A 15,046-nucleotide genomic window follows, 5' to 3' on the forward strand; every position below is an offset into this window, starting at 1 on the left:
AAACAGTGGGCGCTGCCATGGTTTCGACTCTCATCGAATCGTCGCCCCGGTGCCGGACAGCAGGCTGTGGGCCAGTGGTGTGGCGGAGTGTTCCACGTGTTTGCCGTCGCGGTGGCTCACGATCAGGCCCGCCTCGCGCAGGACGCCGATCTGGTAGCTCGCGCTGGCCGGCGCCAGTCGCAGGCACCGCGCCACCTCGCTCGTCGTACGGGTGCGATGGCCCGCCACGTCGACGAGGACGGCGCTGCGGGTCCGGCCCAGCAGCCGGTCCAGCCGTTCCCCACCGGTGCGCAGGATCTCGATCGGCTGCTTGGTGACGGGGTACACGAGCACCGGATCGAGGCCGGGGTCCGCCAGTGCGGTGGGCCGGCGCCAGCAGAAGTACGAGGGCACGAGCACCAGCCCGCGGCCCTCCAGCCGTAACTCCCGCTCGACGGGATAGTCGACGTCGAGGTACGGCGGGTTCCAGCGGGCGAACGGGCGCAAGCCGTTGAGGAGGGCGGCGGTTCCGCCGTCCAGCAGGGCCCGGGTCCGCAGGGAGACGTCGTCGCTCACCGCGGACCGCACATGCCCCCAGTACGGTTCGAGCAGAGTGCGGAACGAGTGCCGCATGACGTCCGCGACCAGCATGAGCGAGCTGAGCGTCGGCTCGTACAGCCCTCGCGCCCGTCGCGGCAAGGGCGTCGACACGGCGAGCCGGGTCAGTTCGGCCCGCAACCGGCCACGGGGGGTCGCCCGGACGGACTCCAGCCCCGCCTCCAGTCCTTCGCCCGTGAGCGGGGGTGTGAGGAAGTCGGGGATGTAGCCGGAGGCCGGGACGAAGGTCCGCAGGGTGCGCAGGGCGCGAGCGGCCCGGACGTCGTGCGACAGCCGCTGCGTGGTCTCCCTGCGCCAGTGTCCGAAGGACAGGGGTCCCTGGCGGGTCTGCCAACGGCAGATCGCGCACATCAACTCCCACAGCGGGTCGGGCTGTTGAGCGATCCGCACATTCTGCAGGTCGCTCCAGTCGAAGTGGATGCGAAGCAATGGTGGTCCTCGACGGCGATGAGATCCGGATCGGCGCGGGCCGCCGGCGACCGGTGCAACGGCGGGGTCCTTGCCGTCCCCTCCCCGCGGCAAGGACCCCGTCATCGCCTGCGGGTCCGCCCGGCAGCTGTGTCGATCCTGTCCAGACCGCCCCGCACCGGAAAGATCAGAAGGCGGAGAGGATCGGCTCCATCTCGATAGACTTCCCTGTATGAGTCCTGGTCGTGGGCCCGGCGGCACACGTGAGCCGAGCATCCACCAACTCCGGCTGCTGCTCGTCCTCGCGGAGGAACTCCACTTCGGGAGAGCCGCGGCCCGCGTGTACGTCACCCAGCCCGCGTTCAGCCAGCAGATCAGGTCCCTGGAACAGCGGTTGGGCGTCGAACTGGTCGAACGCGGCGGCCGGGCCGTACGGCTCACGCCCGCCGGTCAGGGACTCGTCCATGAGGCGAGGGCGGTGGTCGACGCCATGGCCCGGCTGCTCCAGGCCGCCGACGTCCATGCCGGCACCACCCGCGGACGCCTGCGGATCGGCAGCCTCGGCGCGGAGGCCGCGATGCCGTACGCGCAGGCCATCCTCGCCCGACTCCGCGGCAGCCACCCGGACTTGGAGATCGAGGTCCGCAACCTCACGTTCGTCGACATGTTCAGCAGGCTGGGCACCGGCGAGGTCGACGCCGCCTTCCTGCGCGGCCCGCTGCCGGCCGGCATGCAGTCCCTGCACCTGGCCACGGAGACCCGGGTGGCCTGCTTACCCGCCGACGACCCGCTCGCCGACCGGGATGTGCTCACCCTCGCCCAGCTCGCCGACCGTGTCGTCGTCGACATGCCCCCGGAAGTACCGCGCTCGTGGTGGGACCACCTCACGGTCAACCCGCGCCCCGACGGGACGCGGGTCCGCTTCGGGCCGGTGGTCCGGGACACCGAGACCATGGTCCTCGCCGTCACCCAGCAACAGGCCATCACCTTCCTGCCCTCCGCCGCCCGCCGCCTGTATCCGCGCGCCGGCCTCACCTACGTCGACGTCCCGGAACTGGGCGTCTCCACCGCCGAACTGGCCTGGCTGCCCGAGAACCGGGACAAGCCCGCCGTGGCCGCGTTGCGCGAAGTGGCCCGCCAGGTCCTCCAACAGGCGCGGAACACAGAACCGGGGGTACGGGCGTCCTAGCTCCGCCCGGGCTCAGTGATCAGACGTGAGCCCCGTACCGGTCCAGCGGCGGTACGCCTCCATGTCCACGTTGCTGCCGCACACGATCGTCACCACATGCCGGCCCGCGAAGCGGTCGCGGTCCTCCAGGATCGCCGCGACGCCGAGCGCGGCCGATGGCTCGACGACGAGCCCGGCGTGGTGAAGGAGCAGCCGCATGCCGGCGACGATCGACGACTCCTCGACCAGGACGGCGTCGTCGGCGACCAGCAGGAGGTCGTCCAGGACGGCGGGAATGGGGTGCCGACCGGCGACACCGTCTGCGATGGTGTCCGCCGACTCGGTGGTGACGACGCGCCGGGCACGCCAGGAGAGGGTCAGCGCCGGAGCACCCTGCGGCTGGACGCAGATCACCTCGACGCCGGGCGCCAACGCTTTGAGCACATGCCCCACTCCCGTCGCCAGCGCCCCGCCACCGAGAGCGATCAGGACGGCGTCGTACGCCGGGACAGCGGCCGCCTGTGCCACGAGTTCCAGGCCGATGGTCGCCGCGCCCTCGCAGGTCTCGATGTCGAGGCTGTCCTCCAGGAGCCTGATGCCGTCGTGCCGTGCGATGGCCGCCGCACGCTCGCGGGCCGCCTCGTGGTCACCGTCCACCAACTCCAGCCGGGCGCCCAGCGCGCGGATCCGGTCGAGCTTGGCCGGGGTCGCGAAGCGCGAGGCAACGACGGTGACATCGAGGCCGCGGTCGCGGGCGGACCAGGCGAGGGCCTGACCGAGGTTGCCCGCGCTGGCGCACACCACGGCTCCGGGTCCGTGCTTGGCGAGCCGGCTCGCGACCAGTTCGGTGCCGCGGCCCTTGAAGCTGCGGACCGGGTTCGCCGTCTCCAGCTTGACGCTCACCGCGCAGCCGAGCTCGGGTTCGAGCGCGTCGCAGCGGTACAGCGGGGTGTCGAGGAACGCCGGGTCGATCACCTGGCGTGCCGCCCGGATGCGAGCGGTGTCGAGGCGTGTGGGCCGCATGGCGCCCGAGCGTAGCGACCGCCCGTCGGGCGGTCAGTCGCCGAAGTAGGCCTGGGCGACGGCGTAGGTGTCCTCGTAGAGGTGGTAGCGGGTGATCCGCCCGTCCCGGACCGTGGTGTGCAGGGCGAAGGCGGTGTCGATGTCCCGGCCCGTCTTCCTCACCTCGGAGACCATGCGCCCGACGAGCACCACGTCGTCGCCGTCGCTGATGACTTGGCGGAGGTCGAACTCCTTGGCCTGGACATGGGTCTGGAGCAGATCGAAGAAGGTCCGCATGCCGTCCGCCGAGTCGACCTCCGGCACCCACGGAATGCCCGGCGGGTGCGGGATCGAGAAGTCCACCGAGTCGGCGAACAGGGCGGCCGCCCCGGCGCTGTCGCCCTCGGCGAGCAGCGGGAACAGGCGTTGCACGGTCTGTGCCGGTGATTCTGCTGCCATGTGTGTCGTCCTCGCTCGTCGTCGCTCGTCCGGTGCGATTCCATCAGGCTCCGGTCCCGGACGGGTGGCAATGCATTCGATCCTGCTCGAAGCGTTGCGTGCGAAAGGGGCCGGCCTCGTGGAGGCCGGCCCCTTCGTCAGGGCGGGGTCAGCAGGAGGAGACCCAGCGGTGGGAGCGGATTCTGACGTTGAAGTCGTTGTCGAAGCCGCCGTTCTGCGACAGGCAGCCGAGGTAGCCGGTGTAGTTCGCGCCCGAGTAGAAGGCGACGCCGGCGTACGAGGAGGACGTGCCGCGGTTGTAGGCCGAGCGGGCGTTCTGCGTGTCGGACCACGAACACTGGATGGAGCCGCTCCACCAGTCCGGGTCGGCGTTGGTCCAGGCGCACCGGCTGCCGGTGCCGTTGGTGGCGTTCCAGACGCACACGTCACCGCTGCTGCACTCCCACGCCTGTGCGGCGGCGTTGGCCGTGCTGGGCACGACCAGGCTCAGGGCGGCCAGGGCGCCGGTGAGGACGGCGACCGCGAGGGGTCGGCGGAACCGGCGCGCTCCGGGCGTGCTCTCGTGCTCGTGCGAGGACATACGGATCCCCTTCTGGTGGTCGGTGCCGTGATCCGCCGTGGGCGCCGAGTCGACCGCGGTCCTGCGACGGCGGTGCCGGGCGCCCCGTAGCCCCGTTTCGCTCGACGGACCCGGCTGGCGTGAACTCATGTTCCGCGCACCCCCCGTCACTGTCATGCTCATGCGAGCGGGGTGAAACATCGCAGGTGACAGCCGGGGAGAGACGGGGGAATGGGATGCTCCGCTTTCATTTCACGCCTGAGGACCTGACCCGCCTCAGAGTGGCGGCCGGGCCTCACCCGCTGTGGGAGGTCGCGGCCAGCCTGCACCGTTTCCAGACCCGCGACGGCCGCTGGGCGCACGCGCTCTGGTACCGCACCGCCCGCTCGACGCTCCACCGGACCGGCCTGGACCGCACCGTCATGCCGCTGCTCCTGCCGCTCTTCCCACGGGCCAGCTACTTCCCGGACTTCCTCACCCCGACCGAGGGCGTCGACGGCCTGGACGCCGGTCTGGAGAGCATCCTCGCGACCCCGCGCCACCGAGTGACCGACGAGGTGACGCGGCTCTGCGGGACGGTGGGCGGCCCGGCCTGGGCGCACCGGGTGGCCGAGGGGGAGACCCGGGGAGAGCTCGTGCACGCCCTGCGCGCCTACCACCGTGCCGTGATCGCCCCGCACGAGGAGGACATCCACGAGCGCCTGTACGCCGAGCGGGCCCGGCACACCCGGACGCTGCTGCGCGCCGGGAGCGAGGCCGTGCTCGCCGGCCTGTCGCCCGCGATCCGCTGGCGCCACCCGGTCCTGGAGATCCCGGGCTACCCGCGGCGCCGCGACGTCCACCTCGACGGGCGCGGACTGCTGCTGATCCCCTCCTACTTCTGCTGGAACGCCCCCGTCGCCCTGGCCGACCCCGGCCTCCCGCCCGTCCTGCTCTACCCCGTCCAGCACATCCCGCCGACCGTCCCCCGTACCGCCCCTGAACGGCCTGCTCGGCCCCACCCGGGCCGCCGTTCTGCGCGCGGCCGCGACCGGTGCCACCACCACCGAGGCCGCCCGGCACGCCGGCGTCACCCCCACCACGGCCAGCCACCACACCACGCTGCTCCGCGACGCCGGCCTCATCACCAGCCACCGGTACGCCAACACGGTCGTGCACACCCTGACCCCGCTCGGCGCGGCCCTGCTCAGACGCAACGACTGCGGCGAAGAAGGCCTGCGGCGCCTGCGGCAGACGGACCCAGTCGAGTCCGGCGGCGCCCCGCTTCCCTGACGCGCCGTCATCCGTCGGTTTACGGATCGAACGCCGGCAGTTCCACCGTGATCCGAATTCCGCCGGCGGTGCGCGGCGTCAGCGTGAGTGTTCCGCCGTGGGCGTGCGTGATGGTCTTGATGATGGCCAGGCCCAGGCCGACGCCGGCGTGGTCGGCGTGGATGCGTTCGGTGCCGCGCTGGAACGGTTCGGTGAGGGTCGCGGCCAGCTCCGGGGTGAGTTGCTCGCCGGTGTTCTCGACGGTGAGCACCACCGTGTCGCCGCGGACTCCGGTGCTGACCCGCACGGTGCCCTGTTCCGGCAGGTTGTGGACGATCGCGTTGTGCACCAGGTTCGTGGTCAGCTGGAGCAGCAGCGCGGGGGACCCGCTCGTCACGGCGAGGTCGGCGTCGGTCTCGATGCTCACCCCGTGCTTCTCCGCGAGGGGCAGCAGCGTTTCGGTGGCCTCCTCCGCGAGGAGGGAGAGATCGACCGGTTCCGGGACGAAGGACCGCTGGTTGGCGCGGCTGAGCAGGAGCAGCGCCTCGGTGAGGTCGATCGCCCGGGCGTTGACGGCGTGCAGGCGTTCGACGAGCTCGCCGGTGTCGGCGTGCGGGTCGCCGCGCGCCACGTCCAGCAGCGTCTTCGAGATCGCCAGCGGCGTGCGCAGCTCGTGCGAGGCGTTCGCCGCGAACCTCTGCTGCTCGGCGACATGGGCCTCCAGCCGGGCGAGCATCGCGTCGAAGGCGTCGGCGAGTTCACGGAACTCGTCCCTGCGGCCCGGCAGCCGGATGCGGTGGGACAGTGAGCCGTGGGTGGCCAGGCGGGTGGCGTCCGTGATGCGGGTCAGTGGGGCGAGCATCCGGCCGGCCAGCAGCCACCCGCCCACGAGCCCGAACAGCAGCAGGAACCCCAGTACCGCGGCCGCCCGCGGAGCGAAGACGCGCTGGAGGGCGCCCCGGACGGGAAAGATGCCGTTCAGCTTGTCGTCGGGGTTGTAGAGCATCGCCCGCTCGGGGACGTACCGCAGCAGGAACAGCCAGACCGCCGCGAGCAGCAGGACCCCGGCGACCATGAGGAACCCGGCATAGCTGAGCGTGAGCTTGAGGCGGACACTCACGCCGGGCTGCCTATCCACGGTCCCCTCCCTTGCCCCCGGCCCCCGGTTGCGTGTCGATGCGATAGCCGACGCCGGGCACGGTGGCGATGATCCACGGTTCGCCGAGCCGCTTGCGCAGGGCCGACACGGTGATGCGCACGGCGTTCGTGAACGGGTCCGCGTTCTCGTCCCACGCCCGCTCCAGAAGCTCCTCGGCGCTCACGACCCCGCCCTCGGCGGCGACGAGGACCTCCAGCACGGCGAACTGCTTCCTGGTCAGCGCGACGAACCGGCCGTCCCGGTAGACCTCTCTGCGGAACGGGTCGAGGCGCAGCCCCGCGATCTCCCGCACCGGTGGCCTGCTGTGCGCCCGTCTGCGGTCCAGCGCCCTGAGCCGGAGCGCGAGTTCACGCAGTTCGAAGGGTTTCGTGAGGTAGTCGTCCGCGCCGAGTTCGAATCCGGAGGCCTTGTCGTCGAGGCGGTCGGCCGCGGTGAGCATGAGGATCGGCATCCCGCTGCCGGAGGCGACGATGCGCTTGGCGACCTCGTCACCGGACGGCCCGGGGATGTCACGGTCGAGGACGGCGATGTCGTACGAGTTGACGCTCAGCAGTTCCAGCGCGGTGTCGCCGTCCCCCGCGATGTCGGCCGCGATCGCCTCGAGGCGCAGTCCGTCGCGGACGGCTTCTGCCAGATACGGTTCGTCCTCGACGATCAGCACACGCATGGACCCAAGGCTACGAGGCCCCACATATCGTCGGCATATCGAAAACCGCATACGGCCCGGCAACATCGCGCCGCCTTGACTGGCGGCATGACGCGACCCCCGCCACCGGCACGGACATCGAGCCGACGGGTGCGACGGCTCCTCGCCGTCGGCCTGACAGTCGTCCGCACGCCCCTCGGCCCTGCCGACCCCATCCAGGACCCGAGGACGCAGCGGTGACCAGCGACGAGAAGGGACAAGGACGGACGATGGTGCAGGTCGACGCCCCGCAGCGGACCGAGGAGGAGGACGCCGTACGGCGGGACCCCGGCCCCTCCACCTGGCGTGAGGGCATTCGCCGGGCGATCCGCGGCGGTCTGCGGCCGGGACCCTGGAAGCGCGGGCCGGTCCTCGCGGCGCTGGGGCTGCTGCTGGGCCTGGTCATGCTGCTGCACGCGTCGATCACGGACCGCGGGGGCCTCGGCAGCCTGGTGGAGACCTTCCTGCCGTGGCTCGGGCTGTTCGTCCCGCTACTGCTCGCTGGGGCACTGTGGCGCCGCTCCGCCGCGGCCGCCGTGGCGCTGTTGCTGCCGACGACGGTGTGGCTGAGCCTCTTCGGCGGGCTGCTCACCGACAAGTCCCACGGCGGCGGTGATCTCACCCTCGTCAGTCACAACGTCGGCGCCGCCAATGCCGACCCGGCGGGCACCGCCCGCGACCTCGCCGCGTCCGGGGCGGACGTGCTGGCGCTGGAGGAGCTGGCCGAGCAGGCCAAGGGGACGTACGAGAAGGAACTGGCGAAGACCTACCCCTACCACGCGGTGCTGGGCACGGTCGGACTGTGGAGCAGGCTGCCGCTGTCGGACACCCGGCCGGTCGACATCAAGCAGGACGCCGGGCCGCTGGGCGACACCAAGCCGGTGGACGAGAAGATGGGCTACCAACGGGCACTTCGCACCACCGTCACGACCGACCACGGCCCGCTGACGGTGTACGTCGCCCACCTCGGTTCCGTACGCGTGATGCCCAGGGGCGGCTTCTGGACCGAGTCGCGGGACCGAGGCGCGCAGGCGCTCGGCGAAGCCCTCGCCGCCGACCGCAGCGAGCGGGTCGTCCTCCTCGGCGACCTGAACGGCACCACGGACGACCGCGCCCTCGACTCCATCACCTCGCGGCTCCGCTCGGTCCAGGAGACGGCCGGGGACGGCTTCGGCTTCACCTGGCCGGCGTCGTTCCCGGTGGCCCGGATCGACCAGATCATGGTCAGGGGAGTGGCGGCCGAGAGCTCGTGGGTGCTGCCGGCCACGGGCAGTGACCATCTGCCGGTGGCGGCCGGAATCAGCTGGTGAACACCTCGTTCGTAGGCGCATCCGGTACGGCGTAGGGATCTTCGTGGGTTCTGCCAGTGCGAGGGTCCGCCGCGGGGCGGGGAGACTGCGGCGGACCGGCACCCGAGACAGCGAAGGACCGCCATGCTCGACGGCTGTACGCCCTGGCCCGAAGTGTTCGCCGACCGCTACCGAGCGGCCGGGCACTGGCGTGGCCACACGCTGGACGACCTGTTGCGTGGTTGTGCCTTGCTGTACGGGTCCCGGACCGCGCTGGTGCAGGGCGACACCCGCCTCACCTACGCGCAGCTGAACCGGCGCGTCGAGCGCATGGCCGCCGGCTTCCGGCTGCGTGGCCTGCGGCCAGGACAACGGGTCGTCGTGCAATTGCCGAACGTGCCTGAGCTCGTCATCACGGCGTTCGCACTGGTGCGCGCGGGCACGATCCCCGTGTTCTGCCCCGTCACGCACCGCGAGCCCCAGGTGTCCCACGCCGCCCGGGTCACGGAGGCCGCCGGCTATGTGGGTCCCTCGGTGCACGACGGCTTCGACCACCGGGGCATGGCCGCGGACATCGCCGCCCGATGGCCCTTCCTGCGGCGGGTGTTCACCTACGAGCCGCCGCACACCGCCTCCCCGTACGGCGGCCTGGCGACCGATCCGTCCGGCTGCCACTACTTCCCGCTGGGCTCCATCGACGCCCCGCCCGACCGTCCCCTCGTGCGGAGCGCCGACGAGGTGGCGTTCTTCCTGGTCTCCGCCGACAGCGCCGGGACGCCCCGGCTCGTCCCCCGCACCCACGACGACTACGCCTACCAGGTGCGGGCGGCCGCCGAGTCGGCAGCGCTCGCCGAGGGCGACGTGTATCTGGCCGCGCCCTCCGCCGAGTTCACCCTCACGCTCGGCTGTCCGGGCATCATCGGCACCCTCATGGCCGGCGGCATCGTCGTCCAGGCCGAGACCGGGACACCGGCCGAATGCCTCGCGCTTGTCGAACGTGAGCGGGTCACCCATACGTCGCTCGCGCCCGGCGTCGTTCGGCACTGGCTCCGCGAACTCCCTGCGAGCGGTGCTGACTTGGGGAGCCTGCGGCTCGTCCAGCTGGACGGCGCGTCCGCGGAAGAGCTGGGCACCGCGCTGGCCTGCCACGTGCAGCGCGTTCACGCCATGCCGGAGGGGCTGCTCATCCTCGCCCCGGCGTCCGAGCCGCACGGCCGCCCGCTCTCGCCCGATGACGAGATCCGGATCGCCGACACCGAGGGCAAGGACGTACCCGAGGGCGAGCCCGGCGAACTCCTGGTGCGCGGCCCGTACACGGTGCGCGGCTACTACCGGGCATCCGACCTCAACGCGCGGTCCTTCACCGACGACGGTTACTTCCGTACGGGAGCCGTCGCACGCTTTACCTCGCCTGCTGGGACCGGTACCTCGGTGAAAACCCGGTGCCTCCGCCTGGACATCGCGCCGCGAAGGGACGAAGGTCACAGAAGCGTATCGGGCATTTAACCCTTCAACCTTCACGAAAGAATCACAAGTTGGCTAGGTTGGGCGCTGCCCGCACGACTTCCTCCGCCAGGCAGGACGTCTCGTGCGTTCTCGTACGGAAGGAGCCCGTCCCATGTCGCCGGAACCCCTGCTCTCGCAGTCCTCAGGTGGCGCGTCGACAGACGGGGGCGAGGCGCCGAGCCGTGACGAGGTCCGCCGACGGATCAACAACCTTTACGACAGGGCCGAGAGCGACACGGGCACCTTCAACGCGACCCGGGCGGCGGCGATTCCGCGGCAACGGGGTGCGGCCGGCCGGGGGCGCTCCCAGGAGGCCGCGGAACCCGCGCTCCGGGATCTGACCCGCCAGTGGTTCGACGTCGCCCGGGCCAAGTTGGGGCCGACCGTTCCGGCGACCCAGCCGGCGGGGCGTGGGCCGGACCGCCCCGAGCGCCCGAGCCGTCCGGGCCGCGCGCCGCAGCCCGCCCGCTCCGTGGAACGCGCTGCCGAGCCTCTCGCCCTGGAGGCGCCCAAGGCTGCCGACCGAGCGGCTTCGGCGCCGACCGGCATGTCGTCGCCCGCGCAACTCGCCGGGCCGATAGCGGAGTTGACCGCCCGACCTGCGGCGGAGTGGACGACCGGACCTGCCCGGGAGCTGACTGCAGGGGCCGACCCGGTGTTGGCCGCAGGGTCCGTCGCGGAGTTGGCTGCTGGGCCCGTCCCAGAGTTGGCCGCGGAGTTGGCTGCTGGGCCCGTTCCGCCGTGGAACGCCGGGCCTGTTCCCGCGTGGAACGTCGAGGGCTCGCCGGAGTCGGCCGCTGGGGTCGGCACGGAGTGGAATGCCGGTCCTGCTCCCGAGTGGAACGCCGGGGGTGCCCCGCAATCGGCCGCCGGGCCCGCCACGGAGTGGAACGTCGGGCCGGTTCCCGAGTTGTCCGCCGGGTCCGCCGCGCCCTTCCCGCCGGTCGAGGCCGTCGAGGCCTTCGGGACCCGGTCGGAGGAGGAGATCTGGCGCACGGGCCCGCTGCCGGTCCTCGGCGACAACGGGGCACAGTGGCCGCTGCCGCCCGAACCCACCGCTTTCCCTGCCGCGACGACATGGCCCACTGCTGAGGACCCTCTCGCCGGCTCTTACGACGCGGGTCCTGCCGTGAACGTGGCCACGCCCTACGGCGCCGCACCGGCGACAGGCCCGATCGCCCCGTATCTCACCGGTGTGCCCACCGATCCGGCCACCTCCTACGCCACCGACTGGCCGACCGACACGACCACGGCGACCTATGGCGCCGGACTGCCGTCGGTCGCCGCGCTGCCGGTCATCGAACCGCCGGTCGCTGAAGTGCCTCTCGCCCAACCGCCGGCCCCTCAACCTCCGGTCACCGCACCGGCATTCACCGGCGCGACCGGTGTGAGCCACACCCCCAAGGCCGACCGCGTGATCGCCTTCGCCCGGGCGCAGATCGGCCGGCCGTGCGTGTGGGGAGCGGCCGGGCCGGGGTCCTTCGACGCGCCCGGTCTCTCCCAGGCCGCCTGGAAGGTCGCCGGGGTGACACTCCCGCGAACCGCTCAGGAACAGGCCGGGGTCGGCACACCGGTCGCCCTCGCCGAAGTGGAGGTGGGTGACCTGGTCTTCTTCCACGACGACCTCAGCCACGTCGGCATCTGGACCGGCAACGGCATGATGATCCACGCCCCGGGTCCGGGAGCGGCCGTCCGCGAGGAGTCGGTGTTCTTCGCCGGTCAGTCGGCGATCAAGGGCGCGATCCGTCCGGCCTGACACACCTCGCCCCGACATGCGACCTGACTTCCCAAACCTCTCATGAACCACAGTTGAACATTTCGTGATCTCTGGGTGCACAACCATGCGAGGCCCACCCGGGTCGAACTGGCGACCAACGGTGTTACAGCCGTGCACAGTTCCGTGGGGGGAACCTTGTCAAACATGGTGCGTCAGTTGTGTGGTGCTCTGCGGGTACGCGGGACGACTGACCTTTTTCTGGTTCTGTTGCTGGCGGCGGGTTTCGTGGCGCTGCCGGTGTTCGCTCTGCTGCCGTGGCTCGGGGGCTTCGCGGTGGCGTCCGCGGTGAGTTACATAGCCGACGAGGCGCTGCATGTCCGCTCGCCGGGGTTCGTGCGCCGGCTGGCGACGCTTCAGCTGGACCGCACGCTGCGGTTCGCCGTCCGGACGGTGATGCTGCTGGCCCTGGCCGAGCGGATGGACGCGTCGGATGCGATGCTGGTCGCCGCGCTCGCCGTGTTCAGCGTCCACTTCGCGCTGGTGATGCTGTACACCGCGCTGCACCACGCGGTACGGCGCCGCCGGGTGCTGCCGCTGGTGGTGCGCAACCTGGACATGAGCGCGCTGCCTCTCCCTCAGCAGCCGCCGGCGCTGCTGTTCCGGCGCTTTCTGCGCAAGCTGCTGCACCTTGACCTCCTGGCCCACGTGGGCTTGCTGGTGGCGCTTGGTACCGGAACCCAGGAGTGGGCGCACGGCGGCTTCGCGCTGACCGTCGGCATCACCGCGGTGGCGGTGCTCGCACTGGCCGTGCAGTACCTGAGGGCACGTCACATGCCTGTGCGGGAGGACGTGTTCGCCGAGGTCAACCGTCAACTCGCCGCATATGGGCCCGAGGTGGCGCTCTACTTCAGCTTCGCCGCGGTGTCGCGGGACTTCATGTACCAGGTGAACATGTGGATCGAGACGCTGGAGCGGCTCGACCGGCGTCCGCTCATCATCCTTCGCGAGCGCGCCTCGTTCCGCCACCTCAGCCGCACCCGGCTGCCCGTCCTGTGCGTGCCCAAGGCCGACGACCTGGCGGAGCTGGACCTGTCCGGCGTACGGGTCGTCCTCTACCCGGGCAACGCCGGCAAGAACGTGCACATGCTGCGCATCGCGGAGGCCAAGCACGTCTTCATCGGCCACGGCGACAGCGACAAGCTGGCCAGCAGCAACCGGGTCAGCAAGGTCTACGACGAGATCTGGGTGGCCGGGCGGGCCGGGCGCGACCGGTACCAGCGGGTGCGGCACGCCATCAGCGACGCGGCCATCGTCGAGGTGGGCCGGCCGCAACTGGCGCCGATCCGGCTCCACGCCGACCGCCTCCCGGGCCCGTTTCCGGTCGTCATGTACGCCCCCACCTGGGAGGGGTGGAGCGACGACGACTGCCACACGTCGCTCATCCCGATGGGCACGCGGCTGATCGAGAAGCTCCTGGCCGAGGACGTACGGATCATCTACAAGCCGCACCCGCTCACCGGCAAGCGCTCGGCCGAGGCGGCCGCCGCCGACCAGGCCATCCGTGACCTGCTGCACGCCGACAACGAACGCCGGCAAGCCGTCCGGGCGCAGTCCGACCTCGCCGCCGTCCGCCCCCGGCTGACGGAGATCCGATCCCGGCTCGACGAATTGGCCGGACGGCAGAAGGGCGACGACGCCCAGCAGACCCGCGAGGCGCGGCTGCCCGAGCACGACGACGCGGGCGAGTGGCACACCCTGCACGCCGAGTGGCACCGCCTGTTCTGGGAGAGCCACGGCACGAGCCGGCACCACGTCATCCTGGAGCAACTGCCCACGCTGTACGAGTGCTTCAACCAGGCGGACATCCTCGTCAGCGACGTCTCCTCGGTGGTCGCCGACTTCGTCGCCAGCCTCAAGCCGTACGTCCTGACCAACGCCCACGACCTGCCCGACGAGGAGTTCCGCGCCGCCTACACCACGGCCGGGGGCGCCTATCTCCTCGACCGTGACTGCACCCGCCTGCCGGAGATCCTCGGCTCGGTGCGCACGCCCGCGAACGACCCGATGGCGCCGTACCGCCGCACCCTGAAGGAGTACGTCCTGGGCCCGGACCACCCCACCTCGATGGAACGCTTCAACGCGGCCGTCAATGCCCTCGCCGACAAGGGGGCGGCCGAACTGGCCGAGGACCGCCTGCTCCTGGAGCAGACCGACCTCGTCGGATGACCGCCGGCGGCCCGCCCTCCCGAGCAGGCGAGGGCGGGCCGTGAAGGCAGTCGGAGCGCCGGCAGCAGGCGTCGCCGACAGGTTGCCGACAGGAGCGTCGCATAGCCTCGGGTACGGAGTGGTCGGAGCTCGTTCGGGGAGGCGTCGGTGTTCGGAAGGGGCGCGCGGCTGTGTGCGGGCGCGATGATCGTGGTCTGCGTGCTGCTTCTCGGCCCCAGCGCGCCGGGTGACGCCCTCGTCGGCAGGCCGCTGCCGGCCGGTGCCGCCGGCGAAGTGGTGCCGAACCGGGTCATGACGTGGAACCTCTGCAATCCGTGCGAGAAGAGCAACGTCGACCGGGCGGCGGAGATCGCCACCTACGCGCCCCAGGTGATCGGGTTGCAGGAGGCGTGCACCGGTGACGTGAAGCGGATCCGGGATCTCCTGGAGAGCCTTTACGGGCTGGTGTACCACGTCGAGTACGGGGCGGTGCTGCAGAACTGGGGCCGCTGCGGAGGGGTGCCGTGGAGTCCGGGAGGCTTCGGTCAGGCGCTGCTCTCGGCGGCGCCGATGACCGACCGGGTCCTGGTGGAGTATCCCGACGGCGGCTCCGAGGACCGCGGGTACCTGGCGGTGACCACCACGGTGGACGGCCGGAAGGTCCGGGTCTTCAACACCCATCTCGCCCAGCGGCAGCAGGAATCGGTTCGCGTCGGTCAGGTTCGTGTGCTCGCGGCGGCGGTCGCCAAGTACGACCGCGCGATCGTGATCGGCGACTTCAACGCCACGCCGGAGACACCCGAACTCGCCCCGATGTGGACTCTGGCCGCGGACACCGACCCTCAGTGCCACCCCTCGGCGTCCGGCAGCTGCGACACGACCACCGACTGGTACAGCAAGTTCGACTACGTCTTCCTGCGGGGCATCGCCTCACTCCGGCACCAGGTGCATCCCACCGCGTACTCGGACCACGACCTGTTGCAGGCCGACGTGGACCTGACCTAGGGCGCGCCCGGGGAGCCCGCCCCGATGGCTCGGGGC

Annotated in this window: 13 protein-coding genes and 1 pseudogene; 8 read left to right on the forward strand and 6 right to left on the reverse strand. The window is 71.5% G+C overall.

All coding sequences use genetic code 11. The features are described from left to right. Nucleotides 1-30 precede the first annotated feature (30 nt). Nucleotides 31-1,026 (reverse strand): winged helix-turn-helix domain-containing protein, encoded by a 996-nt coding sequence (locus IQ210_RS14045; RefSeq protein WP_228047725.1) that lies wholly within the window; start codon nt 1,024-1,026, stop codon nt 31-33. Between the two features lie 211 nt (nt 1,027-1,237). Here IQ210_RS14045 and IQ210_RS14050 point away from each other — a divergent pair, with 211 nt between their 5' ends. Further along, nucleotides 1,238-2,194 (forward strand): LysR family transcriptional regulator, encoded by a 957-nt coding sequence (locus IQ210_RS14050; RefSeq protein WP_194079315.1) that lies wholly within the window; start codon nt 1,238-1,240, stop codon nt 2,192-2,194. Nucleotides 2,195-2,206: 12 nt separating this feature from the next. On the opposite strand, the gene IQ210_RS14055 is transcribed toward IQ210_RS14050, so the two are convergent. The 3 genes from IQ210_RS14055 to IQ210_RS14065 all read right to left on the reverse strand — a co-directional run bounded on the left by IQ210_RS14055 (nt 2,207) and on the right by IQ210_RS14065 (nt 4,214). After that, the gene (locus tag IQ210_RS14055; protein ID WP_194079316.1) at nt 2,207-3,196 is read right to left on the reverse strand and encodes a threonine ammonia-lyase; all 990 of its coding nucleotides are present in this window, start codon (nt 3,194-3,196) and stop codon (nt 2,207-2,209) included. A 33-nt stretch (nt 3,197-3,229) separates the two neighbouring features. Continuing rightward, nucleotides 3,230-3,634, reverse strand: a complete 405-nt coding sequence (locus IQ210_RS14060) for a nuclear transport factor 2 family protein (RefSeq protein ID WP_194079317.1) — start codon at nt 3,632-3,634, stop codon at nt 3,230-3,232. A 148-nt stretch (nt 3,635-3,782) separates the two neighbouring features. After that, nucleotides 3,783-4,214, reverse strand: a complete 432-nt coding sequence (locus tag IQ210_RS14065) for a peptidase inhibitor family I36 protein (protein ID WP_194079318.1) — start codon at nt 4,212-4,214, stop codon at nt 3,783-3,785. A 401-nt stretch (nt 4,215-4,615) separates the two neighbouring features. On the opposite strand from IQ210_RS14065, the pseudogene IQ210_RS48220 reads away from it, so the two are divergent. After that, nucleotides 4,616-5,083: pseudogene (locus IQ210_RS48220) on the forward strand (ArsR family transcriptional regulator); the annotation flags it as partial. Between the two features lie 124 nt (nt 5,084-5,207). Continuing rightward, nucleotides 5,208-5,465, forward strand: coding sequence for a helix-turn-helix domain-containing protein (locus IQ210_RS48225; RefSeq protein ID WP_322656373.1), 258 nt, complete (start codon nt 5,208-5,210; stop codon nt 5,463-5,465). A 19-nt stretch (nt 5,466-5,484) separates the two neighbouring features. On the opposite strand, the gene IQ210_RS14075 is transcribed toward IQ210_RS48225, so the two are convergent. Both IQ210_RS14075 and IQ210_RS14080 read right to left on the reverse strand, forming a co-directional pair. Continuing rightward, nucleotides 5,485-6,564: a sensor histidine kinase gene (locus tag IQ210_RS14075; protein WP_322656362.1), complete on the reverse strand. Its 1,080-nt coding sequence runs from the start codon at nt 6,562-6,564 to the stop codon at nt 5,485-5,487. A gap of 10 nt (nt 6,565-6,574) precedes the next feature. Further along, a complete protein-coding gene (locus IQ210_RS14080; protein WP_194079320.1) occupies nt 6,575-7,270 on the reverse strand; it encodes a response regulator transcription factor in 696 nt (231 codons plus the stop codon). Between the two features lie 248 nt (nt 7,271-7,518). On the opposite strand from IQ210_RS14080, the gene IQ210_RS14085 reads away from it, so the two are divergent. From IQ210_RS14085 to IQ210_RS14105, 5 genes are all read left to right on the forward strand, one after another. After that, nucleotides 7,519-8,598, forward strand: coding sequence for an endonuclease/exonuclease/phosphatase family protein (locus IQ210_RS14085; RefSeq protein ID WP_194079545.1), 1,080 nt, complete (start codon nt 7,519-7,521; stop codon nt 8,596-8,598). Nucleotides 8,599-8,721: 123 nt separating this feature from the next. Then, nucleotides 8,722-10,083, forward strand: coding sequence for an AMP-binding protein (locus tag IQ210_RS14090; RefSeq protein ID WP_194079321.1), 1,362 nt, complete (start codon nt 8,722-8,724; stop codon nt 10,081-10,083). A 112-nt stretch (nt 10,084-10,195) separates the two neighbouring features. Further along, a complete protein-coding gene (locus IQ210_RS47205) occupies nt 10,196-11,839 on the forward strand; it encodes an NlpC/P60 family protein (RefSeq protein WP_228047726.1) in 1,644 nt (547 codons plus the stop codon). A 228-nt stretch (nt 11,840-12,067) separates the two neighbouring features. Next, complete coding sequence (locus IQ210_RS14100) at nt 12,068-14,026, forward strand: hypothetical protein (protein WP_228047727.1); 1,959 nt, start codon at nt 12,068-12,070, stop codon at nt 14,024-14,026. Nucleotides 14,027-14,209: 183 nt separating this feature from the next. Then, nucleotides 14,210-15,010, forward strand: coding sequence for an endonuclease/exonuclease/phosphatase family protein (locus IQ210_RS14105; protein WP_194079547.1), 801 nt, complete (start codon nt 14,210-14,212; stop codon nt 15,008-15,010). Nucleotides 15,011-15,046: the final 36 nt, after the last annotated feature.

It is taken from the genome of Streptomyces justiciae (assembly GCF_015163075.1).
Taxonomy (GTDB): domain Bacteria; phylum Actinomycetota; class Actinomycetes; order Streptomycetales; family Streptomycetaceae; genus Streptomyces; species Streptomyces justiciae.